Raw genomic sequence first — 25,108 nt, forward strand, 5'->3', positions numbered from 1 at the left:
TCGATTCTACAAACCGCGCGCGGGCTGAACGCCGCGCGCCCTTTGCCACATTCCGCAGTGCAGGTACCCCCGCCCCCCCTTTCCCCTGTCCGCGCACGCTGGGCCTTCCGATCTGCCGCCTTGCGGCCGGTGGCTGTCGGCGTGCTGATGCTGCTGGCCGGCGCGGCGCAAGCCCAGTCGCCAGCCGCGCCCGCCGCAGCGCCGGAATCGATCCTCAACGACACGCCGCTCACGCTGCACGCCACGCCGATGCTGACGGAGGCCGTGCCCGACAGCGGCAGCCAGCCGGCCATCGTCTATGGCGAGCACATCACCGGCCGCCCCAACCTGGAAACGGTGATCGAGGGCGATGCCGAGCTGCGCCGCCCCGGTTTCGTGCTGCGCAGCAACCGCCTGACTTACGACCAGACCACCGACGTGGCCACGGCCGAGGGCGACGTGCGCATCAACGCCCGCGGCAATCGCTTCAGCGGCGTCGAGGGCCAGATCCAGGTGGATGCCTTCGAGGGGTTTGTGCTGCAACCCACGTACGAGCTGCTGGTGAACGGCGCGCACGGCCAAGGCGAGCGCCTGGACTTCCAGGACCGCGACCGCGCCACCGTCCTGTCGGGCGACTACACCACCTGCCAGCGCGGCGGCCCCGATTGGATGCCCGACTGGATCTTGCGCGCCACGCGGCTGGAGCTGGATCAGGAAGAGCAGATCGGCCGCGCCGAGGGCGCCAAGCTCGAATTCCAGGGCGTGCCCATCCTGCCGCTGCCGTCGATGACCTTCCCGCTCAACAACGAGCGCAAGTCCGGCTGGCTGCCGCCCACCGTGGGCCTGGACAACAAGAGCGGCCTGAACCTGGCGGTGCCGTACTACTGGAACATCGCCCCCAACCGCGATGCCACGCTGACGCCCGAATTCATGCTGCGCCGCGGCGTCGATATGGCTGGCGAGTTCCGGTACATGGAGAGCAACTACGACGGCCGCGTTAACGCCCACTACATGCCCAACGACCGGCTGCGCGGGCGCGACCGGTGGGGCTATTTCATCCGGCACAACGGCCTGTACAGCACCGGCGTCGACGCCATTGGCGGCGTGGGGTTCGGCCTGAACCTGAACCGCGTGAGCGACAACGACCACTGGCGCGACTTCACCCGCAAGGGCCTGTCGCTGACCACGCGCCTGCTGGCCAACGACGGCACGCTGAACTGGTCCAAGGGCGATTTCACGCTGATGGGCCGCGCCCTGAAATGGCAGACGCTGCAGGACGTGACCGCGCCCATCGTGCCGCCCTACGACCGCCTGCCGCAGATCACTGGCCGCTGGGCGCGCGTGAACGACCGCGGCTTTGACTATTCGGTGGAGGCGGACTACACCCGCTTTCGCGCCGACCGTCTGCTGACGCTGCAACCCAACGCCGATCGCAGCTACGTGTGGGCACAGGCTTCGCGCCCGTTCGTGCGCTCTTGGGGCTTCTTCACGCCCAAGGTGCAGGTGCATTCCGCCCACTACGCCTTCAACGGCGGGCAAGTGGACGGCTCCAACAACGCCAGCCGCACGGTGCCCACCGTCAGCCTCGATGGCGGCCTGGTGTTCGAGCGCAACGCCAGCTATTTCGGCCGCGCCTTCCGCCAGACGCTGGAGCCGCGCCTGATGTACGTCTACACGCCGTACCGCGACCAGAGCCTGATCCCCAATTACGACACGGGCGCGTACGACTTCAACTTCGCCACCATCTGGGCCGAGAACGCGTTCGCCGGTCACGACCGCGTGGTCGACAACAACCTGGTCACCGCCGGGCTGACCACGCGCCTGCTCGACCCCGAAACCGGCGCCGAAGCCGTTCGCCTGGGCGTGGCCCAGCGCTACCGTTTCTCGCCCCAAAAAGTGGTGCTGCCCGGCGGCACGCCCAACGACCGCGGCCTGTCCGACTTGATGCTGGGCGCCTCGATCAACTGGACGCCCAAGTGGTCCTTCGACACCGTCGTGCAGTACAACCCCGAGACGCGCCGCAGCACCCGCACCACCATCCACGCGCGCTATTCGCCCGAGAAGTTCCACACCCTCAGCGTGGCCTACCGCAACCAGCGCGACCTGCTCAGCGAATCCGTGGATGTGGGCTGGCAATGGCCCCTGGGCGACCTGGTCGGCCGCCGCGGCGAGCTGGGCACCACCACGCGCGGCGGCGGTGGCAGCTGCACCGGCCGCTGGTACGGCGTGGGCCGGCTGAACTACAGCCTGCGCGACAAGAAACTGGTGGATGCCGTGGTGGGCGTGGAATACGACGCCGGCTGCTGGATCGGCCGCGTCGTGTTCGAAAAACTGACCAGCTCGGTCACCTCATCGACCAAGCGCGTGATGTTTCAGCTGGAATTCATCGGCCTGTCCAAACTGGGCACCAACCCCTTGCGCGCGCTGCGCAACAACATCCCCGGCTATGAGTACCTGCGCCAGGAAACCACTCCACCCAGCCGGTTCACCGCCTATGACTAAAACCCTTCGTCCCACCCGTCTGACGCGCGCCGCCTGGGCGGCCTTGCCGCTGCTGTGCGCGGCGCTGGCGCTGCCCGCGCACGCCCAGTCGGGCAACAGCCCATCGCGCGCCAACAGCAAGTCGAACGCCAAAACGGCCGCCAAGCCCGCGCCCAAGGCGGCCACGAAGCCGGCCGCCAAGCCCGCCGCCGGCGCCAGCGCACCGTCGGCCACCGCGAATGCACCCACCGCAGGGGGCCCGCAGGAGGCCGACTACATCGTCGCCGTGGTCAACAGCGAGCCGGTGACCAACAACGAGGTGCGCGCGCGCAGCGCCCGTGCGGTCGAGCAGCTGACCGAGCGCGGCGTGACCCCGCCGGCACCCGACGTGCTGCGCAAGGAAGTGCTGGAGCGCCTGATTTCCGAGCGCGCCCAGCTGCAGTACGCCCGCGAAACCGGCATCAAGGTGGACGACGCCGCACTGGAACAGGCCGAGCTGTCCATCGCCCGCCAGAACAATCTGCGCAGCGTGGACGAGCTGCACCGCCGGGTCGAGCAAAGCGGCATTGCGCTCAAGGATTTCAAGGACGACATCCGCAACCAGGTCACGCTGGCGCGCCTGCGTGAGCGCGAGATCGAGCCCAAGCTGCGCGTCACCGATTCCGAGGTGGACGCCTTCATCCGCGAACAAACGGGCGCCAAGGCCCCCGGTCAAGACCTGAACCTGGCGATGATTCTGGTGGCCGTGCCCGAAGGCGCCAGCGCCGACGAGCGCGCCCGCTTGCAAGCGCGCGCCGATGAGGTGGCCCGCCGCGCCAAGGCCGGTGAAGACTTTGCCAAGCTGGCCACCGAGTTTTCTGACGCCAACCACCGCGGCCGCGACGGCGGCGTGCTGGGCATGCGCCCGTCGGACAAATACCCCGAGCTGTTCGTGCGCGCCACGCAGCGCGCCAAGGTGGGCGACGTGGTGGGCCCGCTGCAATCCGATGCGGGCTTTCACGTGCTGAAGGTGCTGGAGCGCAAGCGCAACACCGACCTGCCCGAAGTGCGCATTCCGCAAACGCACGCGCACCACATCCTGCTGAAGGTGGGGCCGAACCAGAGCGAGCGTGTGGCCGTGGATCGCGCCGCCGACATGCGCCGACGCATCCTGGCCAAGCAGGCCGATTTCGAGACCCTGGCGCGCCAGAACTCGCAGGACGAAAGCGCTGCCCAAGGCGGCGACCTGGGCTGGACGAGCCCCGGTCAGTTCGTGCCCGAATTCGAGCAGGCCATGAACAACCTGGACCCGGGCCAGATCAGCCCGCCCATCGTCACGCGCTTTGGCGTGCACCTGATTCGCGTGGATGAGCGCACCGAGCGCACGCTGTCGTCCGACGAGCAGCGCCAGCTGGCGCGCAACATGCTGCGCGAAAAGAAAGCGCAGGAATCGTTCGATACCTGGGCGCGCGAGATTCGCGGCCGGGCCTACGTGGAATACCGCGATCCGCCGAAGTAAGGCGGCTCCCCCCTGAGGCGCCGTAGGCGCCTTCCCCCCTCTCTCTTCGCGCTGACGCGCTTCGGGAGGGGGGACAACGCCAGTTCCCGGCACAGGTCCGGGAACGGCGTTCGCTGGTGGGTTGCGCCACGGTGGCTGCGGGCTATGGTCGATGGGCGGGTCCCATCGCTACTTTGGGTCAAATCGGGCGCGAGCGCCCGCTGTGCAAGCACTAGCCGCTCCTATTTTGATACTGCCAGCCTGCCCGCCGACCGCTCAGACACCCTCGCCAACGCCATGAAACACATCCCCCGCAAGCGCTTTGGGCAGCACTTTTTGTCTGACCCGGCCATCATCGACGGCATCGTGCGGGCGATCGACCCGCGCCCTGGGCAGGCCGTGGTGGAAATTGGCCCGGGCCTGGCGGCGTTGACGCAGCCGCTGGTGGAGCGCGTGGGCCAGCTGACGGTGATCGAGCTGGACCGTGACTTGGCCGCGCGCCTGCGGGCGCACCCGCAGCTCACGGTGATCGAATCTGATGTATTGAAAGTGGACTTTGCGCAGATCCAGCCTGCGCCGCCAGCTACTAAATTAAGAGTGGTGGGCAACCTGCCCTACAACATCTCCACCCCCATCCTGTTTCACCTGCTGCCCTTCGCGGGCGCGGTGGAAGACCAGCACTTCATGCTGCAAAAGGAAGTGATCGACCGCATGGTGGCCGCGCCGTCCACCAGCGACTATGGGCGCCTGTCGGTCATGCTGCAGTGGCGCTACGCGATGGAAAACGTGCTTTTCGTGCCGCCCGAGGCGTTTGACCCGCCGCCCAAGGTGGATTCGGCCGTGGTGCGCATGGTGCCGCGCGCCGATTTCGCGCCGCTGGACGTGAACGCTTTGTCTGAGCTGGTGCAGGTGGCCTTCAGCCAGCGCCGCAAGCTGCTGCGCCACACGCTGGGGAAATGGCTGGAGGCGCGCGCCTTCAGCGGCAATTTTGACGTACAGCGCCGCGCCGAGGAAGTGCCGGTGGCTGAATACCTGGCGCTGGCGCAGGCAGTGGCGCGCAGCGCTTAAAGCCAGCGGGCATTGCGCCCCGCACGGCGCACGCAGCGCGAGCCGCTCAGACTTTGCTGAAGTCTGGCTTTCTTCTTTGGCGAAAGCGCCCACCCCGCTCACGCGGCCACCGCTGGCGCGACGGCGACTTCAGACTTTGCTGAAGTCGGGTTTGCGCTTTTGGCGAAAGCACCACCTCCGCTCACGCGGCCACCGCTGGCGCGGTGGCGACTTCAGACTTTGCTGAAGTCGGGCTTGCGCTTTTGGCGAAAGCGCCCACCCCGCTCACGCGGCCACCGCTGGCGCGACGGCGACTTCAGACTTTGCTGAAGTCGGGTTTGCGCTTTTCCATGAACGCGGTCATGGCTTCGCGGGCGGCGGGTTCGCCCAGCATGCGGCCGAAGTGCGCGCCTTCCTCGGCCATGCGTTCCAGCACGGCTTGTTGGCCCGCGCCTTTCATCAGCTGCTTGGTGGTGATCAGGCTGGTGAGGGGCTTGGCCGCCAGTTTCAGCGCCTGTTCGCGCGCGTAGCGGTTGCATTCGCTGGGCGCCAGCACGCGGTTGACCAGGCCGACTTCCTGCGCGGCCTCGGCCATGAAGGGCTCGCCCAGCAGCAGCGCTTCGGCCGCGCGGTGGTAGCCGAACATCTGTGGGACCAGCAGGCTGGACGCGGCTTCGGGGCACAGGCCCAGGTTGACGAAAGGCATGGAAAACGCGGCGTTGTCGCCCGCGTAGACCAGGTCGCAGTGCAGCAGCAGGGTGGTGCCCACGCCCACGGCCGGGCCGCAAACGGCCGCCAGCAGCGGCTTGGGCAAGGTGGCGATGCCGCGCAGGAAGCGAAAAACCGGCGAATCCATGCCTGCGGGTTTGTTGCGCAAAAAGTCGTCCAGGTCGTTGCCAGCGGAAAACACGGTTTCATGCCCCTGGATGAGCACGGTGCGCACGTCGCCGTCTGTGGCGGCGCGCTCGATCTCGGTGGCCAGGGTGTCGTACATCGCGACGTTGATGGAGTTCTTGCGCTCGACGCGGTTGAAGGTGAGCGTGAGCACGCCCGCTTCTTGGTGGATCAGGATTTCGGACATGGCCGTGGTGTTCTCCGTATGCTGCTTGATCAGACAATGACTTCGTTTTTGATAGCTGCCAGCGCTGGTTTAGCGGGCGCTGGCAGCCAATTCTTTGCTTATTCTTTGTAATAGACGATCTGGTGCGTGGTGGCCAGCAGCTGGCCTGCCGGGCCCCACAGCAGGCCGCTCTGGTCAAAGAAGCCGTTATAGAACACCTGCGCGCTGGCCTGGGCCTGCAGGTGGCCGGTGCCCACGGCGGCCAGGCCGGCGGCGTCCACATGGAAGTACACCGTCATCGACACGGTGCCGATGGGCGTGGGCGTGGCGCGGCGGCGCCAGATGCGCGGGAAGAAGGCGTCGGACAGCGCCGTCAGGCTGGCGAAATCCAACGGGCGCGGCGGCTCGTCGCGCACCCACATGCGGCTCAGGCTGTCGGCCTCTTGCCCGTCCCATTGGGCGGGAAAGGCGCCCGCCAGGGGGCGCATGTCGTAGCGCTCAATCCAGCGCACCATGCCGCTGTGGGGCGCGCGCGGGATCTGCTCGGGCGCGGGGGCCTCGGGCGCCGGGGCGTCGGTGGCGCTCCAGGTGCTGCGGCGCACGGCGGTGACGGCCGTGGCGGTCAGCACGGTGTGCTCGGCGCCCTGCGCGTCGGCCTGGGTCATGCGCATGACCCAGTGCTGGGTAGAGCGGTTGGTGCGCGCGGGCTCGGCCACGATCTGAAAAGGCGCGTTGGACACCGCCGCGGCGAAGTTGATGGTGAGCGCGACAGGGTCGCCCAGGCGATCGGGGTGCAGCAGCACGGCCTGCAGCATCTGCGCGGCGGACGCACCGCCAAACGGGCCGACCATGTTGTCGTACGCCGCGTGCGGCGCGCCGGCGAAGACCCGCGCAGCGCTGGCCCCATCGCCCGCTTGCGGCGCCAGGGCCAGTGCTTCGTCCAGGGGATGGGTGGGGGTGGAAGAGGCCGGGGTGTTCATGGTGCAGTGGAGGATCGGGTCTTGATGCGGGTCAAAAGCGACGCGTGAAATTACCACGCAGGGGGCGCCTGCCTTGTCACGCGTGCGCGCGCGTCGCGGGGCGCGGCAAGTCGTTCAGCGCCTGGGCTAGCAGCGGCCACAGCGCAGCTTGCGACGCGGCGCGAAACCACCCCAGGTGGCCGATGCGCTTCAGGCCCACGGCCTGGGGCTCGATGCGCTGCACCAGGTGCGGCGCGCCGGTGTACAGGCGCAGCAGGCCCTGCATGGATTCGGCCGTCAGCATCTCATCGTCGGCCACGGCAAAGGCGCGGATGGGGAATGCCACGCTGGCGTAGCTGGCGCGCACTGCAGGCCCTTCAACGCCCACGCTGTATTCGGGGTGCAAGCACCAGCGGCGCCACTGCTGGATGACGCCCGCGGGCAAGTCGCCCACGACGCCCAGGCGCCGCCCCGGAAAGTAGCCCGCCAGCGGCGTCACCACCGGCACCAGCAACCACCAAAGCAGCGGAGCCCTGCGGCGCGTAGCGGCCGCGTTGTGCCGCCAGTAGCCCACGCCCGTGGCCACCGCCAGCAGGCCGTCGACGCGCTCAGGCTGCGCAAACATGCCGGGCAGTTGCGCCCCCAGGCTGTGGCCAATCAGGTACAGCGGCCCGTCGATGGCCGCCGCCCGCGCATACGCGACAACGGCTTCATAGTCGCGCGCCCAGTCGTTCAAGTCCGCCTTCAAGGTGCGCAGCGGCGGCCCCAGCGCCAGCGAGTCGCCGTGGCCCCGGTAGTCGAAGGTGGTCACCCGCCAGCCCTGCGCGGCCAGCCATTGCGCAAACGGCGCGTAATACGTTTGCGGCACGCCCATAGCGCCGCCCAACACCACGCTGCCGCGCGCAGCGGTGGCGGGCGCAAACTCGCGCACCGCGACGCGTGCGCCGCCGGGCGTGGGCAGGACGAACTGATCCACGGCGGGGCTGCGCGCTGGATTGGCCGTCAGACGCGCTCAAAGATCCCGGCGGCGCCCTGCCCCATGCCCACGCACATGGTCACCATGCCGTACTTCAGCTGATGGCGGCGCAGCGCGTGCACCACGGTGGCCGAGCGGATGGCGCCCGTCGCGCCCAGCGGGTGGCCCAGCGCGATGGCGCCGCCCATGGGGTTGACCTTGGCGGGGTCGAGTTTCAGCGTGTTCATCACCGCCAGAGATTGCGCGGCAAAGGCTTCGTTCAGCTCGATCCAGTCGATCTGATCTTGCGTCAGGCCGCCGGCCTTCAGCGCGGCGGGTATCGCCTCGATCGGGCCGATGCCCATCAGGTGCGGCGGCACGCCGCGGCTGGCGTAGCTGACAAAGCGCGCCAGCGGCGTGAGGCCAAAACGCTTGACCGCCGACTCGCTGGCCAAAATCAACGCGCCCGCGCCGTCGCTGGTCTGGCTGCTGTTGCCAGCCGTCACCGTGCCGCGCGCGGCGAACACGGTGCGCAGCTTGGCCAGGCCTTCCAGCGTCGTATCGGGACGGGGGCCTTCGTCGACGTCCACCACGCGCTCGGTCTGGGTGACGTTCGCGGTCTTGAGGTTGACGCTGCGCTCCACCACCGTAACGGGCGTGATCTCGTCCTTGAACTCACCCGACGCGATCGCCTTGGCCGCGCGCTGGTTGGATTCCAGCGCAAACGCATCCTGCGCCGCGCGGCTGACCTTCCACTGTTGCGCCACCTTCTCGGCCGTCAGCCCCATGCCGTACGCGATGCCGTAGTCGTCCACGTTGTCGGTGTTGGCGAAGATGCTGGGCGACAGGCTGGGGTTGTTGCCCATCATGGGCACCATGCTCATGCTTTCGACGCCGGCGGCGATCATCACGTCGGACTCGCCCACGCGAATACGGTCGGCCGCCATGGCCACGGCCGACAGGCCGGATGCACAAAAGCGGTTTACCGTGATGCCGCCCACGCTTTTGGGCAGGCCGGCCAGCACCGCGCCGATGCGCGCCACGTTCAGGCCCTGCTGCGCTTCGGGGATGGCGCAGCCACAGATGATGTCCTCGATGGCCACCGGGTCCAGCCCCGGCGCCTGCGCCAGCGCGGCGCGCAGCACGGTGGCCAGCAAGTCGTCTGGCCGCGTGTTCTTGAAGTAACCCTTGTGCGACTTGCCGATCGGTGTGCGCGTGGCGGCAACGATGTAGGCGTCTTGAATCTGTTTCATCTTCAGTATCCTTTTGATAGCTGCCAGCGCAGGTCTTTCCTGCGCTGGCAGCCAATAACACTCATATCCCCGGTCGCATCGCCGCGACTTCCAGCGAACGCGGTGGCCGCACCTGCGGCGGCCACTCGCGTTGTCCCCCTTCCCGAAGCGCGCAGCGCGCAGACAGAAGGGGGAAGGCGCGTCAGCGCCTCAGGGGGATGCCCCACGATCTAGTTCCTCACCGGCTTACCCGTACTCAACATACCCAGCATGCGCTCCTGCGTCTTCGGGTGGGCCAGCAGCGAGGTGAAGGCGCGCCGCTCCAGCGTGAGCAGGTAGTCCTCGCTGACCAGCGTGCCGGGGTTCACGTCGCCACCGGTCACCACGCCCGCGATCAGGCTGGCGATGTGGAAGTCGTGCTGGCTGATGAAGCCGCCGTCGCGCATGTTGACCAGCTGGCCCTGGATGGTGGCCTTGCCGTCGCGCCCGGCCACGGGGAACAGGCGCTTCATCGGCGGGCGGTAGCCGCTTTGCGCCAGCGCCTTGGCCTGTGAGATGGCGACGTACAGCAGCTCGTCCTTGTTGGGCACGATCACGTCGCTCCACTGCAGGTAGCCCAGCTGGCGCGATTCCAGCGCGCTGGTGCCCACCTTGGCCATGGCCGCGGCGGTGAAGCCTTCGGTCAGGAAGTGCAGCAAGTCCTTGTCGGTGCTGTTGGCGGCGTTTTCCGCCGCGCGGCGGGCGATGTAGGTCAGCCCGCCCGCGCCGGGCACCAGGCCCACGCCGACTTCCACCAGGCCGATGTAGCTTTCCATGATGGCCACGCGGCGCGCGCAGTGCACGGCCAGCTCGCAGCCGCCGCCCAGCGCCATGCCGCGAATGGCGGCCACCACCGGCACCTGCGCGTAGCGCATGCGCTGGATGCCGTCCTGCAGCTCTTTCTCGAGCGAGTCGACGAAGTCGCTGCCTCCGGCGACAAAGCCTTTGAGCATCGTCTCTAGGTCGGCGCCCACGCTGAACGGATCTTCGCCCGGCCAGACCACCAAGCCCTGGTAGCCCGATTCGGCGATGTCCAGCGCCTGCATCAGCCCCTCGCCCGCAGCGGGGCTGATGATGTGCATCTTGGTCTTGAGCGTGGCGATGACCACCTCGTCGTCCAGCGTCCAGATGCGGATGGCGTCGGTCTCGGCCAGCGTTTTGCCGGCGGTCTCAAAGCGCGGGCCGCCTTCGCCCAGCAGCAGCTCAGGGAACAGCTGACGCTGGTACACCGGCAGCTGGCGGCGCGGCTCGAACTGGCCCGACGTGGGGTTCCACGAACCTTGCTCGGTGTGCACGCCGCCCGCGTCGGCCACCGGGCCTTTGAAGACCCAGTCCGGCAGCGGCTGCTTGGACAGCGCCTTGCCCGCGTCGATGTCTTCTTGAACCATCTTCGCCACGTCGAGCCAGCCGGCTTGCTGCCACAGCTCGAACGGGCCTTGCTTCATGCCGAAGCCCCAGCGCATGGCCTGATCGACGTCGCGCGCGGTCTCGGCAATGTCGGCCAGGTGCACGGCGGCGTAGTGAAAACCGTCGCGCAGGATGGCCCACAGAAACTGTCCCTGCGGCCCTTCGGCATCGCGCAGCAGCTTCAGGCGCTCGCCCGCCTTGCGCTTGAGCATGCGCCCATACACCTCGTCGCCCTTGGCGCCAGCGGGCACGTAGTCGCCGCTGGCCAGGTCAAAGCGCAGGATGTCGCGGCCCACCTTCTTGTAAAAGCCCGCGCCGGTTTTCTGGCCCAGGTTTTTCAGCTCCAGCAGCTTGGCCAGCACCGGGGGCGTGGCAAAGCTGTCGTAGAACGAATCTGCTGCAGGCGTCAGCTTGTCCTGCAGCGTCTTGATGACGTGGGCCATCGTGTCCAGGCCCACCACGTCGCCGGTGCGGAAGGTGCCGCTGCTGGCGCGACCCAGGCGCTTGCCGGTCAGGTCGTCCACCACGTCGAAGTTCAGGCCGAACTTTTCCGCCTCTTTCATCGTGGCCAGCAGGCCCACAGTGCCGATGCGGTTGGCCACGAAGTTGGGCGTGTCCTTGGCGCGCACCACGCCCTTGCCCAGCGCGGTGGTGACGAAGCTTTCCAGCTTGTCCAGCACGTCGGGCTGCGTGGTGGGCGTGGGAATCAGCTCCACCAGGCACATGTAGCGCGGCGGGTTGAAGAAGTGGATGCCGCAAAAGCGCGGGCGCAGCGCTTCGGGCAGCGCTTCGCTCAGCTCGGTGATCGACAGGCCCGAGGTGTTGCTGGCCAGGATCGCGTTCTTGTTCACGAACGGCGCGATCTTGTGGTACAGGTCGCTCTTCCAGTCCATGCGCTCGGCGATGGCCTCGATGATCAGGTCGCAGCCCTTGAGCAGTTTCATGTCATCGTCGTAGTTGGCCACCTCGATCAGCTCGGCATCGCTGGCCACGGCCAGCGGCGCGGGCTTGAGCTTCTTCAGGTTGTCGATCGCCTTGCGCACGATGCCGTTCTTGTCGCCCTCTTTCGCGGGGAGATCAAAGAGCACGACGGGCACTTTCACATTCACGAGGTGGGCCGCGATCTGCGCGCCCATCACCCCGGCGCCGAGCACGGCGACTTTTCTCACGTTGAACTGGGACATGTCATCCATTCCTTGATTGGTCGGGCGCGCCACGCTGCGGGGCGCGCCGCTGCGTCACTTCACCCGCTGCCAGACCTGGGTGCGCCAGAACGGCCCGATGGAGCCGCGCACTTCCAGCTTCTGGCCGCCGTCCACCGGCGTCAGGCGCAGGCTGTAGTCCTTGCCCTTTTCGGGATCGAGAATGCGGCCGCCTTCCCACACATCCTTGCCCTCGGCCTTCTTGGCGCCGCGGATGATTTCCAGGCCCAGCATGGGCTTGTCCTTGCGGTCGCCGCTGCACTGGTCGCACAGCGCCTTGGGGTCGGCGCCGGGGCGCAGCAGTTGCTCGATCCGGCCGGTGAGCACACCGGCCTGTTCGGTCACCACGATCTGCGCCTTGGGCTGCTTGGTGTCGTCGTCAATGCTGCGCCAGGTGCCCACGGGCGTCATCTGGGCCGATGCGTGGGCACCGGCAAACGCTACAAACAACATAGCTGCTCGCGCAGGTGCAATCAGCGCCAAAGGCCGTTTTGACATCGTATTCACTCAGGTTGAAGTGGTGGGCACGCGGGCTGGCCGGTCAGGCCAGTGCGGCGTCGGTATCCAGCAGGTTGGCCACGCCGGAACGGGCGGTGCGCATCAAGCTGGCGGTTTCGGGGAACAGGCGGGCGAAGTAGAAACGCGCCGTTTGCACCTTGGCGAGGTAGAACGGGTCGGTGTCGCCACTGGCGATTTTCTTGAGCGCCACGCTGGCCATGCGCGCAAAGAAGTATGCGAACACCAGGTGCCCGGCCACGCGAAGGTAGTCCACGCTGGCGCCGCCCACTTCGTCGGGGTTGGCGAAGGCCTTGAAGCCGATCTCGGTGGTGAACTTGGTCATCTGGTCCGCCAGCACGGCCAGCGGGTTGATGAATTCGGCCATCTTCTCGTTCACGCCTTCCTCGGCGATCAGCGCCTCGATCTGCTTGCCGAACTTGCGCAGCGTGGCGCCCTGGTTGGCCAGCACCTTACGGCCCAGCAAGTCGAGCGACTGCACGGTGTTGGTGCCTTCGTAGATCATGTTGATGCGCGCGTCGCGCACGTACTGCTCGACCCCGGTTTCGTGGATGTAGCCGTGGCCACCGAACACCTGCATGGCGTGGTTGGTGGCGGCAAAGCCGTTGTCGGTGATGAAGGCCTTGACGATGGGGGTGAGCAGCGCCACCACGTCCTCGCTGTCCTTGCGCACCTTCTCGTCAGGGTGGTGCAGCGCCTTGTCGAGCATGACGGCGCAGTAAATGCTCATCGCGCGGCCGCCTTCGGCGTAGGCCTTGGCCGTCAGCAGCATCTTGCGCACGTCGGGGTGCACGATGATCGGGTCGGCGGGCTGGTCCTTGGCCTTGGGGCCGGACAGGCTGCGCATCTGCAGGCGCTCCTTGGCGTAGGCCAGGGCGTTCTGGTAGGCCACTTCGGTCAGGCCCAGGGACTGGTTGCCCACGCCCAGGCGGGCGGCGTTCATCATCACGAACATGGCCTGCAGGCCCTTGTTGGGCTCGCCCACCAGGGTGCCGACGGCGCCGTCCAGCGCGATCTGCGCCGTGGCGTTGCCGTGAATGCCCATCTTGTGCTCCAGCCCCGTGCAGAAGACGGGGTTGCGCGCGCCCAGGCTGCCATCGGCGTTGACGAGGAACTTGGGCACCAGGAATAGGCTGATGCCCTTGCTGCCCTTGGGCGCATCCGGCAGGCGGGCCAGCACCAGGTGCACGATGTTGGGGGCCATGTCGTGCTCGCCCGCGCTGATGAAGATCTTGTTGCCGGTGATCTTGTAGGTGCCTTCCGGAGCGCCGGCCACGGGCTCTGCCTTGGTGCGCAGCAGGCCCAGGTCGGTGCCGCAGTGGGGCTCGGTCAGGCACATGGTGCCCGTCCATTCGCCGCTGGTCAGCTTGGGCAGGAAGGTTTTCTTCTGTTCGTCCGTGCCGTGCGCGTGCAGGGCTTCGTAGGCGCCGTGCGACAGGCCGGGGTACATCGTCCAGGCCTGGTTGGCGCCGTTGAGCATTTCGTAGAAGCACTGGTTGGCCACAAAGGGCAGGCCCTGGCCGCCGTATTCGGGGTCGCACGACAGGGCGGCCCAGCCGCCTTCGACGTACTGGGCGTACGCTTCCTTGAAGCCTTTGGGCGTGGTGACTTCGTGCGTGGTCTTGTCCAGCGTGCAGCCTTCGCTGTCGCCGCTCAGGTTCAGCGGCTGCGTCACTTCAGAGGCGAACTTGCCCCCTTCTTCCAGCACGGCGTTGAGGGTGTCCGCATCCAGGTCGGCGTGCTGGGGAATGGCGTTGAGGTCTTCGATGACGTTCAGCACCTCGTGCAGCACAAATTGCATGTCGCGCAGAGGGGGGGTGTAGCTGGGCATTCCGATGGGACTCCTGTGGTGAATTCTGAAAACGGGAAATGAAGAAGCGGTCAGGCGCTGTAGCGCGCCAGGATGTTGTCGAAGCCGCGCAGCGCGCGCTCCATGGAGCCGGGGCGGTGCAGAAAGCGCGCGTCGTAGTGCAGCGCCAGGATCAGCGCGTGGATTTCAAAGCTGATCTGCTGCTCGTCCGCATCGGCCACCAGATGGCCTTCGTCGCGCGCCTGGGCTATGGCGCGTTCCATGGCCTCTTGCCAGGCGGTGACGGCTTCGATGAGGGCGTCGCGCACGGGGCCGGGGCGGTCGTCGAACTCCACGGCGCCGCTGATGAAGATGCAACCGGAATCCAGCTCGGCGCTGGTGTAGCGCATCCAGTTCTCGAACAGCGCACGCACGCGGGGCAGGCCGCGCTTTTCTTCCATGGCGGCGTGAAACACCTCGGCCTCGAAGCGCGTGTAGTACTCGCGCACGACGGAAATCTGCAGTTCGTCGCGCGAGCCGAAATGCGCGAACACGCCGGACTTGCTCATTTGCATGGCTTCGGCCAGCGCCCCGATGGACAGGCCTTCCAGCCCCACCTGCGCCGCGATGCGCAAGGCGGCATCGACGATGGCCGACTTGGTCTGCTGACCTTTGGCCAAGGCGCGCGCGGATCGCTCGGCCAGAGCAATGCGCGAGCGGCGGGACGGGGCATGGGCTGAATGGGTCATTCAATAAAACGAACGGTCGTGCTATTTTGAAGGGGAAGCGCCAAGCCGCCAAGCGCCTGCGCAAAGTCAGGGATAGGTGTTTACCCTGATTTCGAGCAGACAAGCCGCCGGCGACAGCACTGCTGCCCTGGCATCGTGTGGCGGTTGATCGGGGGCGTCAATGGAGGTTGCCCGGGGGCCGGCGAGTCGCTACGGGATGTGGGCAGCATCCTGGAGCACTCCACCGCACGCAAGAACGTCGCTTCGGCCAAGCGCCAGCAGGGCTTGTCGTGCCGCGCCACGCGGTCTGGCCCTGTGGATCAGGACCGGTTCCTGCGCTGGGGTCGCTCGCGTGGGCCAGGCAATGCTGCTTTGGGCGCGCGCAGGGAGCGCAGGGAGCGCAGGGAGCGCAGGCATGGTGCACCCGCCACGCCGCAGTCAGACGAACGACTGTGTTTGTATAACCAATCGGCCGCTAGCGCCCTACCCATGAGCGTCACGCGCTCTCAATATCAGAGCATCCTGGCCAGCGCGGGCTCAAGCACCTCGGTGGGCACGCGGCGAAAGCCCGAACGCGCGAAGCGCTGCAGGCGCCCCACCATGAAGGCGGTCAGCACGGAAGCGGCCACTTGCGCATCGGCCGTGGGCGTGGCCGACTCGGCCCGGTCGGCATCCTGCGGCAGGCCGCGCAGGCTCTGGCGCAGGGCAGCCTCCAGCTTGTCGAACAGCAGGTTCATGCGCTGCTGCAGGCGCTCGTTTTCGAAGACCAACGCATCGCCCACCATCACACGCGTCATGCCCGGGTTCTTCTCGCCAAACTGCAGCACCATGGCCACGATGTGGGCCGCCTGCGCGTTGCCAGCGGGGTCGCGTTCGGTGATTTGGTTGATCAGGCCGAAGAGCGTGGTTTCGATGAAATCGATCAGCGCCTCAAACATTTGCGCCTTGCTGGCGAAGTGGCGGTACAGAGCCGCCTCACTCACCGACAGGCGCGCGGCCAGTGCGGCGGTGGTGATCCGCTCCGCGCCGGGTTGCTCCAGCATGGTGGCCAATGCCTGAAGAATCTGGGCGCGCCGCTCACCCTGCTTGGGTCGCTTGCGAACTGGCGCTGCCTCGGGCGGATTGCCGTGGGCGGGCGCGTCGGTGGGGGCGTCGGATGGCGGCATGGGGCACCAAAATGTGTCGAAATGATTCTCGCACATGCCGAGGCATTTGGTTCACATCCGCCACGCGCGCCCACCTCGCTGCGTGGTATGGAAAGCACGGTGCGGGCTCGCCGCCGGCCCGTCACCGTGGAGCCGCCACTTGGCGGCGGCGTCAGTGCGACCGGATCATGGTGCCGAAGGGCTGGTCGGTCAGCACCTCGAGCAGCATCGAATGGGGCACGCGCCCATCGATGATGTGCACGGCGCTCACGCCGCTCTTGGCCGCGTCCAGTGCGCCAGCGATCTTGGGCAGCATGCCGCCGGAAATGGTGCCGTCCTGCACCAGTTCGTCGATGCGGCGGGGCGTCAGCTCAGGCAGCAGCTCGCCCGATTTGTCCAGCACGCCCGGGATGTTGGTCAGCATCAACAGCTTCTCGGCCTGCAGCACCGTCGCCAGTTTGGCGGCCACCACGTCGGCGTTGATGTTGTAACTTTCGTTTTGGTCGCCAAAGCCAATCGGGCTGACGACCGGGATGAACTGGTCGTCTTGCAGGGCCTTGACGACCGACGGGTCGATCTGGTCGATGTCGCCCACCTGGCCCACGTCGTGTTCGACGCTCGGGTCTTTCTGGTCCAGCAGCTTCAGCTTGCGCGCACGAATCAGGCCGCCGTCGCGCCCCGTGAGGCCAACCGCCTTGCCACCAGCCTGGTTGATCAGGCCCACAATGTCCTGCTGCACTTCACCGGCCAGCACCCATTCGACGACCTCCATCGTTTCGGCATCCGTCACGCGCATGCCCTGAATGAAGTGGCCCTGCTTGCCCAGGCGCTTGAGCGCGGTCTCGATCTGCGGGCCGCCACCGTGCACCACCACCGGGTTGATGCCGACCAATTTCAGCAGCACCACGTCTTCGGCGAAAGCCGCCTGCAGCGCCGGGTCGGTCATGGCGTTGCCGCCGTACTTGATCACCATGGTCTTGCCGTGGTACTTGCGGATATACGGCAGCGCCTGGGCAAGGATGTCGGCGTTGTCGCGGGGCGAGATGGTCTTGGATTCGGTGGACATATTCTGCGTTTTAGGAGGAAGTGGCCAGGCAATCGGCGGATGATAGGGCAGCGCCTACCAGCGCGAATTGCGAAACACGCGGGGTACCTTGAAGCGGATGATGGCCATGTAAGCCACCACATAAGACACCACGAAGAGCAGGCAAAACCCCATCAGCACCGGCGTGTTGTTCCAAAACAGAATGGCAGGCACCACGGTCAGCAGCGTGAAGGCCCACAGGTAGGGCGAGGTGCGGTTGTTGCGCATCAGCATGCGGCGCGATTCGTCGTCGTCGAACACTTCGCGCACGATGCGGCGGTAGATCAGCTGGTGAAAATGCAGCGCGTCCGCCACACCGGGCGAAACGCCACGGCCCAGCTTGCGGTAGATGCTGAACATCGTCTCCCACACTGGGTAGATCAGCAAAAGCATGGGAAACCAGGGCGATACAACGGGGTGGCGCTGAACCAAGGTCAAGCTGGCCAGGCCGATGACCAGGCCCCATACATACGCCCCGCCGTCACCCGAGAAAATCATGCCGCGCGGGTAATTCCAGACGAGAAAGCCGCAGGTGGCCGCCGCGGTGGACACCAGCACGGCCGCTAGCGCCCGATCTTCCACCTGCAAAGCGACGTGCGCCAGGGCCAAACACACAATCACCGCCACCATGCCCGCCAGGCCGTTGTAGCCGTCGATGATGTTGAAGGCGTGCGGCAAGCCCGCGATGGCGAGCAGCGCAATCGCCCCGCCAATCCACGGCGCCATCGTGATGAGGGTGTCCAGCCCAGGTATGGCGGTGTAGGACACCGTCAGCCCGAGCCACAGCACCGCGAGCAGGCCGGAGGCCGCCGTCAGCGTGAGGCGGTAGCGCACCGAAAGGCGCTGTGTCATGTCTTCAATCACACCACCCAGCACCGCAGGCAGCATGACCAGCAGCCAGCCCCATATCCAGCCGCCCATGCTCAATGAGGCGCCGTCGCCACGGAACGTGGTTTGCAGGTACCCCAAACCCCATGCGGCGACCGTACCGCACAGGAGCGCCACGCCGCCAATGCGCGGTACGTTGCCCAAATGAAACCGCTGCGGCAAGTTGGCGTCGTACGCGGCGGCATGCTTGCGCGCCCAACGAATGATCATTGCGCCTGCGATGAGCGCAACCAGAAACGCCACGACGCTCAGTGCTATCACAAGGCCGCCTTGATAGCTTGGGTTTTTTGGAGCCGCGTCATCGTGCTGTGCATGGGTGAATCGTAGCGGCAGATCAAGATCGTCGGCCGTGGGGCGTGAGATGCCCAGGAGCCTGTCACTGAGCTCCGAGCCCCCAATGGCCTCGACGCCTCATGCCGCTGGCTTGGCCCAAGCTATTGTTTGAATGATCGGTAATAACCCATGACGCGTTCGACGTATTTCTGCGTCTCTGGGTAGGGCGGAACGCGGTTGCCGTACTTGGACACCGCGCCTTCGCCGGCATTGTAGGCAGCCACAGCCAACGTAGCGTCACCACCAAACATCCGAAGCAAGTCGGCCAGATAGCGGCTCCCCACTTGCGCGTTCACTTTGGGCTCCAGCACGTTGTGGCGACCGGTATCCAGCGAATAGCCGGTGACCCCATAGCGCGCTGCGGTGCCGGGCATGATCTGCATCAGGCCCAACGCGCCCTTGTGCGAGACCGCTTCGGCATTGAATGCGGACTCTGCAGCGGCCACCGAATACACCAAAGCCGGATCGACCGAATGCGATTGAGCGGCCGCATCCAGATAGGGTTTGACGTCGCTGAAGCCGCGCGGCAGCTGCGCGGGGGCCAGATTGCCAGCCAGCGACGGGAGCGCCGGCGGCAGGGTTGAAGGCGGTTGCCAGGCGGGGTAGCGCAGTGCCCACGTCCGATGAATCACACGCAAGGCGCGTGCACCTGGCTCGGTGCCGGCACTTGACGGAACTGTCCCTGGCGAGGCCTTGTCATCCGGATCGACGGTGCGCTCCGCCGCATTGCCCATGTGAAGCACGCCCTCGCCATCCACGAACTGCCACGTCTCTGCCGCCTGCGCTAAAGGCAATGCACCTGCCATCCAACCCAGGGCGAGCAGACACTTGGCGAACGCCAAGCCAAAGCATCGCCAGGATGCGCCCGAAGTGAAAAAGCCATAACGGAAGCCACGTCTCTGCTCAGCCGCCACCCAGCAACCTCCGCAAAAATCCGGCCGGTGTTCGCGCCTCTACGGCCGCTGCGGCTGCTATGCCGTCATCAGCCGACCGCCTGCGGCGAACAAGGCGAGCAGGCACGCCGGCGGCGATCATGCCGTCGGGCACATCGGTGCGCACAACAGCGCCGGCAGCCACCACCGCACCTCGGCCGATATGAACGCCTTCAAGCACAGTGGCCCCAGCGCCAATCCAGGCGCCATCGCCGATCACGATGCGCGACCGTGTGATGCGGTTGCGCGCAATGATTTCATCGCCGCCATCGATCTCGTGCCCTGCTGAGAGCACCTTGGCATGGGCGCCGATGAGCACTTCTGAGCCAATCGACAAGCCGCCTTCGCCTGAAAGGTAAGCCCCCACGTTGACGATGGTGCCGGAGCCAATGGTCATTTCAACGCAAGGATCGGCCATTACGTCACCCAGGACGAGGCGCACATACGCATACAGGCTGACCCTGTCGCCCAGCACCAGCGCATCACTGCGCTCACCCCAACGCATGACGGACACGGACGGATCAACGCGGCACTCCTGGCCTATTTGATCAATACCGGGATGTGAGGGTGAAAAACCCGGCACGCCGATGAGCGCCGACATGCAGCTTACCTCCTCAAAGCGTCGACCAATCGCCGAAGCTTGCCCGACCAGCCTTGCTCCCGCAGCTCTGCGATGCTTTCGTGCAGTGCGTTGACCTCCAGCGCCCGCGCCTGCAGCAAACCATCTCGCTCAGCGAGCTCGGCCGACAAAACGCCTTGGTGGTCACGCAGCTCGGACGCCGTCACGGCCAGTTGGCGAATTTCCTCGTCCTTCGCGGCAATCGTTGTTCTGGCTTCGGAGAAAGCTTTCTGATGCTCCAGCAGCGAAGCGTGCTCATCGTCGTGAACTTGCACCAATGCGTGGTACTGCGTTTTCAGCCGGCTCAATTCTCGTTCTGTGGAGACAGCGCGCGCAGTCGCTGCGTCGGCCATCGGCGTGGCCACCATCATCCACTCATAGGTATCGAAATCGGCAGACCCCGCAATGAGCGCCTGGCGCTGTGCGTGGCCCAGTTGCTGCCAGACCCAAACAAACTCGCTTTTTTCAACCGGAAGGCGATAGCTTTCCCAGTGCTCGGGCGCCCATCCCGTGGCGACGAGCGTTTGCGTCAAATTGGCGCGCGTGAAGAAACGAACATGCGTGCGATCAAGCAGGCCCGTGTCCGCGTACTCAAACTGCCCGAGCTGCAAGCCCGCGATCAGGCCTGCGTATGCAACATTGGGCACGGAAACGATTACTGGCGCCGCTGGCGCCGCCAGGTTCCGCAAATGAACCAGCACCACCTCTGGCTGGTTCAGGTGTTCGAGCACGTCGCAAGCCAGGATCGCGCCGAATCGACGACCTTCCAGCCGATTGACCCAATCCGTGCCGTTGAGATCGCACGCCAATACTTCCACGCCCATTGCCGTGAGCTCAGCAACGGCGGAGGGATCATTCTCGACCGCCGTCACCGAATGGCCGCGCGCCACCAGAACGCGCGTCATAGCCCCAGGGCCAGGGCCGAGCTCGAGCACATCGGCGCCTTCGGGCACCCGCCTCAGCAGGCGGGCCGCCCAGTCATCGCCCTCTGGATCGAATGAGTAGTTGTAGCGATTGCGATCAGTCAAGTTGTACCTCGCGTCGGTCACGCAGTTGTTGGCTCGTCTTCCTTGCTAGCAGCTTCGCTCACTTCAGCTGAGGACCACTCATGGTCAAGCCAGACCAGCCCAAACTCCTTCTTGGTCTTGTTAAGAACCTTGAACGGCTGAATCAACTCAGCCATGTCTATGACTTGGAAACCCGAGTCGTCAAGCACATAGACGCTCCACAGGTACTCACCGGACAGCAAGGGTATGCCAGGGAAGCGTACCCGAATCACGTGGCGCCCGATACCCGTCAGCGCCTTGGCGTCCGAGCGAAGATGGGTCGCGGTACCAAACACATTGTCCTTGTCAGGGCGCACGATGGAAAAGGCGACATGGAAAGGGTCCGCCGTGTACGCTTCCAACTCGATTTCTACCGAAAGATCTTCGAAAGACTCCAGTTGAGCCATGTTGATACCGTCCGCCGTCTCAGTCCTGAGCTGAAGAAACTTGACGAGCGGCACGCCGCCGGGCACAGCCGGCGCGGCTTCAGCAGGCAGCGCTGCGGAGTCTGGTAAGGCAGTCGTTGGTGCTTCTGAACGCAAATGCAGATAGCGTCCACGTTCATGGGCTTCGTATGCGGTCACCACCGCTTCTGTCGGGCCGAGCTCTTGAATGCGGCCATCGTGGATCCACGCTGCTCGCTGGCAGAGGCTGCGCACTTGGTACAGGTTGTGCGAACAAAAAAGGATCGTGGCGCCCTGGTCGCGCAAACCCAGAATTCTGTCCAGGCTCTTCTTCTGGAAGTGCATGTCGCCGACCGACAGCGCCTCATCCACGATCAAGATCTGCGGCTCTATGGCGGTTGCGCCAGCGAACGCCAAGCGCATGAACATCCCGGACGAGTAGGTCTTGACTGGGCGCCTGAGCGACTCCTGTGACAACTCCGAAAACTCGATCGCGCTGTCTACAAAGCGGGCCATCGCCTCGCCCTCCAGTCCATGAAGCGCGGCCATGAACCTCATGTTGTCGTACCCTGACTCTTCGGGATGAAAGCCCGCGCCGAGCTCCAGCAGCGCGGCTACCCGGCCGTTGCGCGTTACATGGCCACGCGTGGGACGGATGGTGCCAGCCCCGATCTTGAGCAGAGTGCTCTTGCCAGCACCGTTCTCGCCCACCAGGCCAAACGTCTCCCCCGGCTGAACCGCAAAATCGACGCCGCTCAGTGCCACATGGGTCCTGTGCCTGCGCTGCCTTAAAAGTAACTCCCAAAGGCGATCCTGTGGGCGCTCATAGACCGCATAGGATTTCTCAACTTGGTCAAACCTTATGCTCATCGGTCAAAGCGCCTCGCCAAGTGCCGATTTCATCGACCGGAAGAACCACCAGCCACCCACGCCGAAAACCACCGTCCACACACACAGCGCTGGAATGGTCCCGGCAGGTATGGCAATTCCGAGGACGGCCGCTTGCACCGCCAACGCCAAGCAAGCTACCGGATTCAACAGATACCACACATGAAATCGCTCTGGCACCTGTGCAAGCGGGTAAATCACTGGCGTTAGATAAAACCATAGCTGCAATCCGAATGCCACGATGGAGCCAACGTCTCGCCACAAAAAGTGCGCCATCGACAGCATCAAAGTCATGCCGAGCGTCATCAAGAGTTGCGCGGCAACCAACACGGGTATCCAACCCCAGGATGCGAGAGGCCCTACACCCTGGATTACGCACAGGATCAAAAGCAGCGCATACCCGATCAGCATCGTCAACAACGTGCCGCCAACGGCAACCGCCGGGAGTATCTCTGCTGGAATCGGCTGTTTTCTGAGAAAGTCCTCATAGGCGACCAAACTACCCACGCCACGACCAATTGCGTCTACAAACGGTAGCCACACGGCCAAACCTGCCAAAAGGTGCAGCAGATAACCCTGGTCAGCGTCAATGCCTGGCACGCGCACTGCCAGGATCAGACCGAAAAGCACGTAAAAGATGGCTAGCGTCGCCAGCGGCTGAACAAAAGCCCATGCAACGCCTAGCGCCGACCCCGCGTAGCGCGTCTTGAATTCACGCGCAATCCAGTAGCGCCAAAGCACCCAAAGCTGCCTTGAGCGACTCCGGAACGTCAACGGCGCGCTATTGTAGACACGGTTACCCGTCATTCAACGCCTCTCAACCATTGAAGAGACCGACCGACGCCCTCTTCGAAAGCAATCTCTGGGGCCCAGCCCAACTGACTTCTGGCGAGCGAAATGTCCAAAACGTTCACTTGAGGGTCAAACGGCCGCGCGGGCTGCATTCTGCGGTCAACGCGATGCCCTAGAAGCGACTCCAGAGTACGCAAAATTTCATTGACACTGATTCCCACGCCACCGCCAATGTTGAACGTGGTAGCGTCCCCGCGATGCGCTGCCGCAGCAACGAAGGCTGTACCCACGTCGCCGGCATACAGGAAATCCCTGACGACGGAACCATCCCCCCAGACCTCAACCGGCTGCCTCTGCAAAGCGCGGTGAGCGAAGACGGCGATCACGCCTTGCACGCCGTGCGGACGCTGCCACTCGCCATAGGGATTGCTGATGCGCAACACACGGTAGGGTAACCCCGTAAGCTGTGACTCGGCGCGCAAGTGATGCTCAATTGCGAGCTTGGTCACACCGTACGCGCCCAACGGCATCGTCGGATGTGCCTCCGTCAACGGCACGACCAAAGGCCGTCCATAGACTGCACCGCCGGAAGACGCAAAGATGACCCGGGGCTGTTTAGAAAGTTGCCGAAGTCCCATCAAGAGCTTCAGCGTCCCGATCAGATTGACTTCCGAGTCTTCGACCGGATTGGCGCTGGCGACCGCCGGCACAGTGAACGACGCCAGATGAACGATAACGTCCGGCACGCCACACAGGAGCAGCCAGGACGCTACGTCCTCATAGGCGCAAGCCACCTCACCTGCCGCCCAGGGCAAACCATCGTCAGGTGCGCCCGGCGCGCTGTCCACCGACCAAACTTCGTATCCGGCGGCGGCCATGGCTTTGCCAACATGGCGGCCAAGGAATCCGCGACCACCGAGAATGACGCACAGCACTACACGGCCTCCCGCGCCGCCACCAACCCAGCCTCAAACGCAACAGCCACGTCGTCCCAGTTCTGGGTCGACGCAAACTGCTCGGCACGATCCATCATTTCCACACGATACGCATCATCCGTTAACGCGCGACAGACAGCATCCGCCAGTGAGTCTGGAGTCAAATCGGCCAAAATCGCAATATCATCATTGAGCAGCCACTCCACGTTCGCACCCCGGTTTGATACGACCGCACAGCGGCACGCCATAAGCTCAAGCGGCAAGAGCGACAAGTTGGTCAAGGATAGAACAAGCGCGACATCGCACTGCGAGTAAAGATCAGGCAAATCGTCCAAGCCGACCGTCCCGCAACTCAGGTGCGGAAACGGGATGCGATAGTTCTCAGTATCCCACCCTGCCAGCACAAACTGGACATGCGGAAGCCGCTTGTGAACAAGATCAAGAACCACTAAGCCCAACTCAAACGCTCGCCGCGCAGTTGGCGGCCTAGCATAGAAAAATACACGCTTGATCTCCGGCTCTCTACGACGATGCGCCTTGTAACGCTCGTCTACACCGAAACCAACCGACTTGGCCTGCATGGCATATTCAGACGAAAGCTTATCGGCCAACCATTGACCAGCAGCAATCCCATAGAATCCGAAATGATAGGTGTTTTCCGAAAAAACATACTCGCTTCCGGCCGGGTAGAACAAGGGCTCAAAATCCTGCGCGAAATACACCTTCTTTGACGGAGCGGGAAGACGATTAACATGGTAGGCCGTCTGCCATCCCGTGGCTACCACGTACTCCGTTGACGGCAAAACATCACCATCCATAATCACTTCGGCCCGCACAGGGAAAAAGTGCTCAACAATATCTTTCTTGGCCGCCTTGGCGTCAACATGGGTCGTCCCGCCCACAATGAGAATTGTGGACACGTATCCCTTAGGCTCCAAGTTATATATAGTGCGGAAAATATTTAAATGACCGCCCGATCCTATATTGAAGTCAGGAATGACCCAAAGCATTGTCTTCGCCCCAGCAACGCCTTGGGTGCTCAATGGCTTCTTCTCCACAAGAAATTCGTAATATCCGATGACATCGGTCTTCGACCACTGACCCGGCCCATGCCTCAACCGCACCCAAATCATCCGACACGTCTGGACTAAGCCATCACGGCGCAGCAAGT

Annotated in this window: 21 protein-coding genes; 3 read left to right on the forward strand and 18 right to left on the reverse strand. The window is 64.9% G+C overall.

Annotation, left to right across the window (positions count from 1 at the left end):
* The first annotated feature begins 147 nt into the window (after nucleotides 1-147).
* The 3 genes from C6570_RS00655 (at nucleotide 148) to rsmA (ending at nucleotide 5,005) form a co-directional block, all read left to right on the forward strand.
* Complete coding sequence (locus C6570_RS00655) at nucleotides 148-2,481, forward strand: LPS-assembly protein LptD (RefSeq protein WP_106704434.1); 2,334 nt, start codon at nucleotides 148-150, stop codon at nucleotides 2,479-2,481.
* Nucleotides 2,474-3,958 carry a peptidylprolyl isomerase gene (locus C6570_RS00660; RefSeq protein ID WP_106701127.1) on the forward strand — a complete coding sequence of 495 codons (1,485 nt, stop codon included), beginning with the start codon at nucleotides 2,474-2,476 and terminating at the stop codon, nucleotides 3,956-3,958. Before C6570_RS00655 ends, C6570_RS00660 begins: the two co-directional genes overlap by 8 nt.
* 276 nt (nucleotides 3,959-4,234) lie before the next feature.
* Nucleotides 4,235-5,005: a 16S rRNA (adenine(1518)-N(6)/adenine(1519)-N(6))-dimethyltransferase RsmA gene (gene rsmA, locus C6570_RS00665; protein ID WP_106701129.1), complete on the forward strand. Its 771-nt coding sequence runs from the start codon at nucleotides 4,235-4,237 to the stop codon at nucleotides 5,003-5,005.
* A 295-nt stretch (nucleotides 5,006-5,300) separates the two neighbouring features.
* Here rsmA and C6570_RS00670 read toward each other — a convergent pair whose 3' ends face one another.
* The 18 genes from C6570_RS00670 to C6570_RS00755 form a co-directional block, all read right to left on the reverse strand.
* Nucleotides 5,301-6,065, reverse strand: a complete 765-nt coding sequence (locus C6570_RS00670) for an enoyl-CoA hydratase (protein WP_106701132.1) — start codon at nucleotides 6,063-6,065, stop codon at nucleotides 5,301-5,303.
* 98 nt (nucleotides 6,066-6,163) lie between these two features.
* Nucleotides 6,164-7,024, reverse strand: coding sequence for an acyl-CoA thioesterase (locus tag C6570_RS00675; RefSeq protein ID WP_106701134.1), 861 nt, complete (start codon nucleotides 7,022-7,024; stop codon nucleotides 6,164-6,166).
* A 76-nt stretch (nucleotides 7,025-7,100) separates the two neighbouring features.
* On the reverse strand, nucleotides 7,101-7,979 hold the full coding sequence (locus C6570_RS00680) for an alpha/beta hydrolase family protein (RefSeq protein WP_245896247.1): 879 nt from the start codon (nucleotides 7,977-7,979) through the stop codon (nucleotides 7,101-7,103).
* 26 nt (nucleotides 7,980-8,005) lie between these two features.
* On the reverse strand, nucleotides 8,006-9,211 hold the full coding sequence (locus C6570_RS00685) for an acetyl-CoA C-acyltransferase (RefSeq protein ID WP_106701136.1): 1,206 nt from the start codon (nucleotides 9,209-9,211) through the stop codon (nucleotides 8,006-8,008).
* 209 nt (nucleotides 9,212-9,420) lie between these two features.
* Nucleotides 9,421-11,820: a 3-hydroxyacyl-CoA dehydrogenase/enoyl-CoA hydratase family protein gene (locus tag C6570_RS00690; RefSeq protein ID WP_106704436.1), complete on the reverse strand. Its 2,400-nt coding sequence runs from the start codon at nucleotides 11,818-11,820 to the stop codon at nucleotides 9,421-9,423.
* 54 nt (nucleotides 11,821-11,874) lie between these two features.
* A complete protein-coding gene (locus C6570_RS00695; RefSeq protein WP_106701138.1) occupies nucleotides 11,875-12,291 on the reverse strand; it encodes a DUF2147 domain-containing protein in 417 nt (138 codons plus the stop codon).
* 88 nt (nucleotides 12,292-12,379) lie between these two features.
* Nucleotides 12,380-14,185 (reverse strand): acyl-CoA dehydrogenase C-terminal domain-containing protein, encoded by a 1,806-nt coding sequence (locus C6570_RS00700; RefSeq protein WP_106701140.1) that lies wholly within the window; start codon nucleotides 14,183-14,185, stop codon nucleotides 12,380-12,382.
* Between the two features lie 50 nt (nucleotides 14,186-14,235).
* Nucleotides 14,236-14,892, reverse strand: a complete 657-nt coding sequence (locus C6570_RS00705) for a TetR/AcrR family transcriptional regulator (protein ID WP_106701142.1) — start codon at nucleotides 14,890-14,892, stop codon at nucleotides 14,236-14,238.
* A 491-nt stretch (nucleotides 14,893-15,383) separates the two neighbouring features.
* Nucleotides 15,384-16,037 (reverse strand): nucleoid occlusion factor SlmA, encoded by a 654-nt coding sequence (gene slmA, locus C6570_RS00710; protein ID WP_106701144.1) that lies wholly within the window; start codon nucleotides 16,035-16,037, stop codon nucleotides 15,384-15,386.
* A gap of 151 nt (nucleotides 16,038-16,188) precedes the next feature.
* Nucleotides 16,189-17,082 carry an acetylglutamate kinase gene (argB, locus tag C6570_RS00715; protein ID WP_106701146.1) on the reverse strand — a complete coding sequence of 298 codons (894 nt, stop codon included), beginning with the start codon at nucleotides 17,080-17,082 and terminating at the stop codon, nucleotides 16,189-16,191.
* A 54-nt stretch (nucleotides 17,083-17,136) separates the two neighbouring features.
* Nucleotides 17,137-18,249, reverse strand: coding sequence for a glycosyltransferase family 4 protein (locus C6570_RS00720; protein ID WP_106701148.1), 1,113 nt, complete (start codon nucleotides 18,247-18,249; stop codon nucleotides 17,137-17,139).
* A 173-nt stretch (nucleotides 18,250-18,422) separates the two neighbouring features.
* The gene (locus C6570_RS00725; RefSeq protein WP_245896248.1) at nucleotides 18,423-19,163 is read right to left on the reverse strand and encodes a lytic transglycosylase domain-containing protein; all 741 of its coding nucleotides are present in this window, start codon (nucleotides 19,161-19,163) and stop codon (nucleotides 18,423-18,425) included.
* A gap of 61 nt (nucleotides 19,164-19,224) precedes the next feature.
* Complete coding sequence (locus tag C6570_RS00730) at nucleotides 19,225-19,854, reverse strand: acyltransferase (RefSeq protein WP_106701150.1); 630 nt, start codon at nucleotides 19,852-19,854, stop codon at nucleotides 19,225-19,227.
* A 5-nt stretch (nucleotides 19,855-19,859) separates the two neighbouring features.
* On the reverse strand, nucleotides 19,860-20,900 hold the full coding sequence (locus C6570_RS00735; RefSeq protein WP_164675462.1) for a class I SAM-dependent methyltransferase: 1,041 nt from the start codon (nucleotides 20,898-20,900) through the stop codon (nucleotides 19,860-19,862).
* 17 nt (nucleotides 20,901-20,917) lie between these two features.
* On the reverse strand, nucleotides 20,918-22,087 hold the full coding sequence (locus tag C6570_RS00740; RefSeq protein WP_245896249.1) for an ABC transporter ATP-binding protein: 1,170 nt from the start codon (nucleotides 22,085-22,087) through the stop codon (nucleotides 20,918-20,920).
* A 108-nt stretch (nucleotides 22,088-22,195) separates the two neighbouring features.
* The gene (locus C6570_RS00745; RefSeq protein ID WP_245896250.1) at nucleotides 22,196-22,951 is read right to left on the reverse strand and encodes an ABC transporter permease; all 756 of its coding nucleotides are present in this window, start codon (nucleotides 22,949-22,951) and stop codon (nucleotides 22,196-22,198) included.
* Between the two features lie 62 nt (nucleotides 22,952-23,013).
* Nucleotides 23,014-23,880, reverse strand: coding sequence for an NAD-dependent epimerase/dehydratase family protein (locus tag C6570_RS00750; RefSeq protein ID WP_245896251.1), 867 nt, complete (start codon nucleotides 23,878-23,880; stop codon nucleotides 23,014-23,016).
* Nucleotides 23,881-23,936: 56 nt separating this feature from the next.
* Nucleotides 23,937-24,980: a glycosyltransferase family 4 protein gene (locus tag C6570_RS00755; protein ID WP_245896252.1), complete on the reverse strand. Its 1,044-nt coding sequence runs from the start codon at nucleotides 24,978-24,980 to the stop codon at nucleotides 23,937-23,939.
* Nucleotides 24,981-25,108: the final 128 nt, after the last annotated feature.

The organism is Ottowia oryzae (assembly GCF_003008535.1).
Classification (GTDB): domain Bacteria; phylum Pseudomonadota; class Gammaproteobacteria; order Burkholderiales; family Burkholderiaceae_C; genus Ottowia; species Ottowia oryzae.

Bases quoted from the DNA above. Each gene is read 5' to 3' on its own strand.
- C6570_RS00655 (WP_106704434.1), top strand. From the start codon at position 148: ATGCTGCTGGCCGGCGCGGCGCAAGCCCAGTCGCCAGCCGCGCCCGCC.
- C6570_RS00660 (WP_106701127.1), top strand. From the start codon at position 2,474: ATGACTAAAACCCTTCGTCCCACCCGTCTGACGCGCGCCGCCTGGGCG.
- rsmA (WP_106701129.1), top strand. From the start codon at position 4,235: ATGAAACACATCCCCCGCAAGCGCTTTGGGCAGCACTTTTTGTCTGAC.
- C6570_RS00670 (WP_106701132.1), bottom strand. From the start codon at position 6,065: ATGTCCGAAATCCTGATCCACCAAGAAGCGGGCGTGCTCACGCTCACC.
- C6570_RS00675 (WP_106701134.1), bottom strand. From the start codon at position 7,024: ATGAACACCCCGGCCTCTTCCACCCCCACCCATCCCCTGGACGAAGCA.
- C6570_RS00685 (WP_106701136.1), bottom strand. From the start codon at position 9,211: ATGAAACAGATTCAAGACGCCTACATCGTTGCCGCCACGCGCACACCG.
- C6570_RS00690 (WP_106704436.1), bottom strand. From the start codon at position 11,820: ATGTCCCAGTTCAACGTGAGAAAAGTCGCCGTGCTCGGCGCCGGGGTG.
- C6570_RS00695 (WP_106701138.1), bottom strand. From the start codon at position 12,291: ATGTTGTTTGTAGCGTTTGCCGGTGCCCACGCATCGGCCCAGATGACG.
- C6570_RS00700 (WP_106701140.1), bottom strand. From the start codon at position 14,185: ATGCCCAGCTACACCCCCCCTCTGCGCGACATGCAATTTGTGCTGCAC.
- C6570_RS00705 (WP_106701142.1), bottom strand. From the start codon at position 14,892: ATGACCCATTCAGCCCATGCCCCGTCCCGCCGCTCGCGCATTGCTCTG.
- slmA (WP_106701144.1), bottom strand. From the start codon at position 16,037: ATGCCGCCATCCGACGCCCCCACCGACGCGCCCGCCCACGGCAATCCG.
- argB (WP_106701146.1), bottom strand. From the start codon at position 17,082: ATGTCCACCGAATCCAAGACCATCTCGCCCCGCGACAACGCCGACATC.
- C6570_RS00730 (WP_106701150.1), bottom strand. From the start codon at position 19,854: ATGTCGGCGCTCATCGGCGTGCCGGGTTTTTCACCCTCACATCCCGGT.
- C6570_RS00750 (WP_245896251.1), bottom strand. From the start codon at position 23,880: ATGGCCGCCGCCGGATACGAAGTTTGGTCGGTGGACAGCGCGCCGGGC.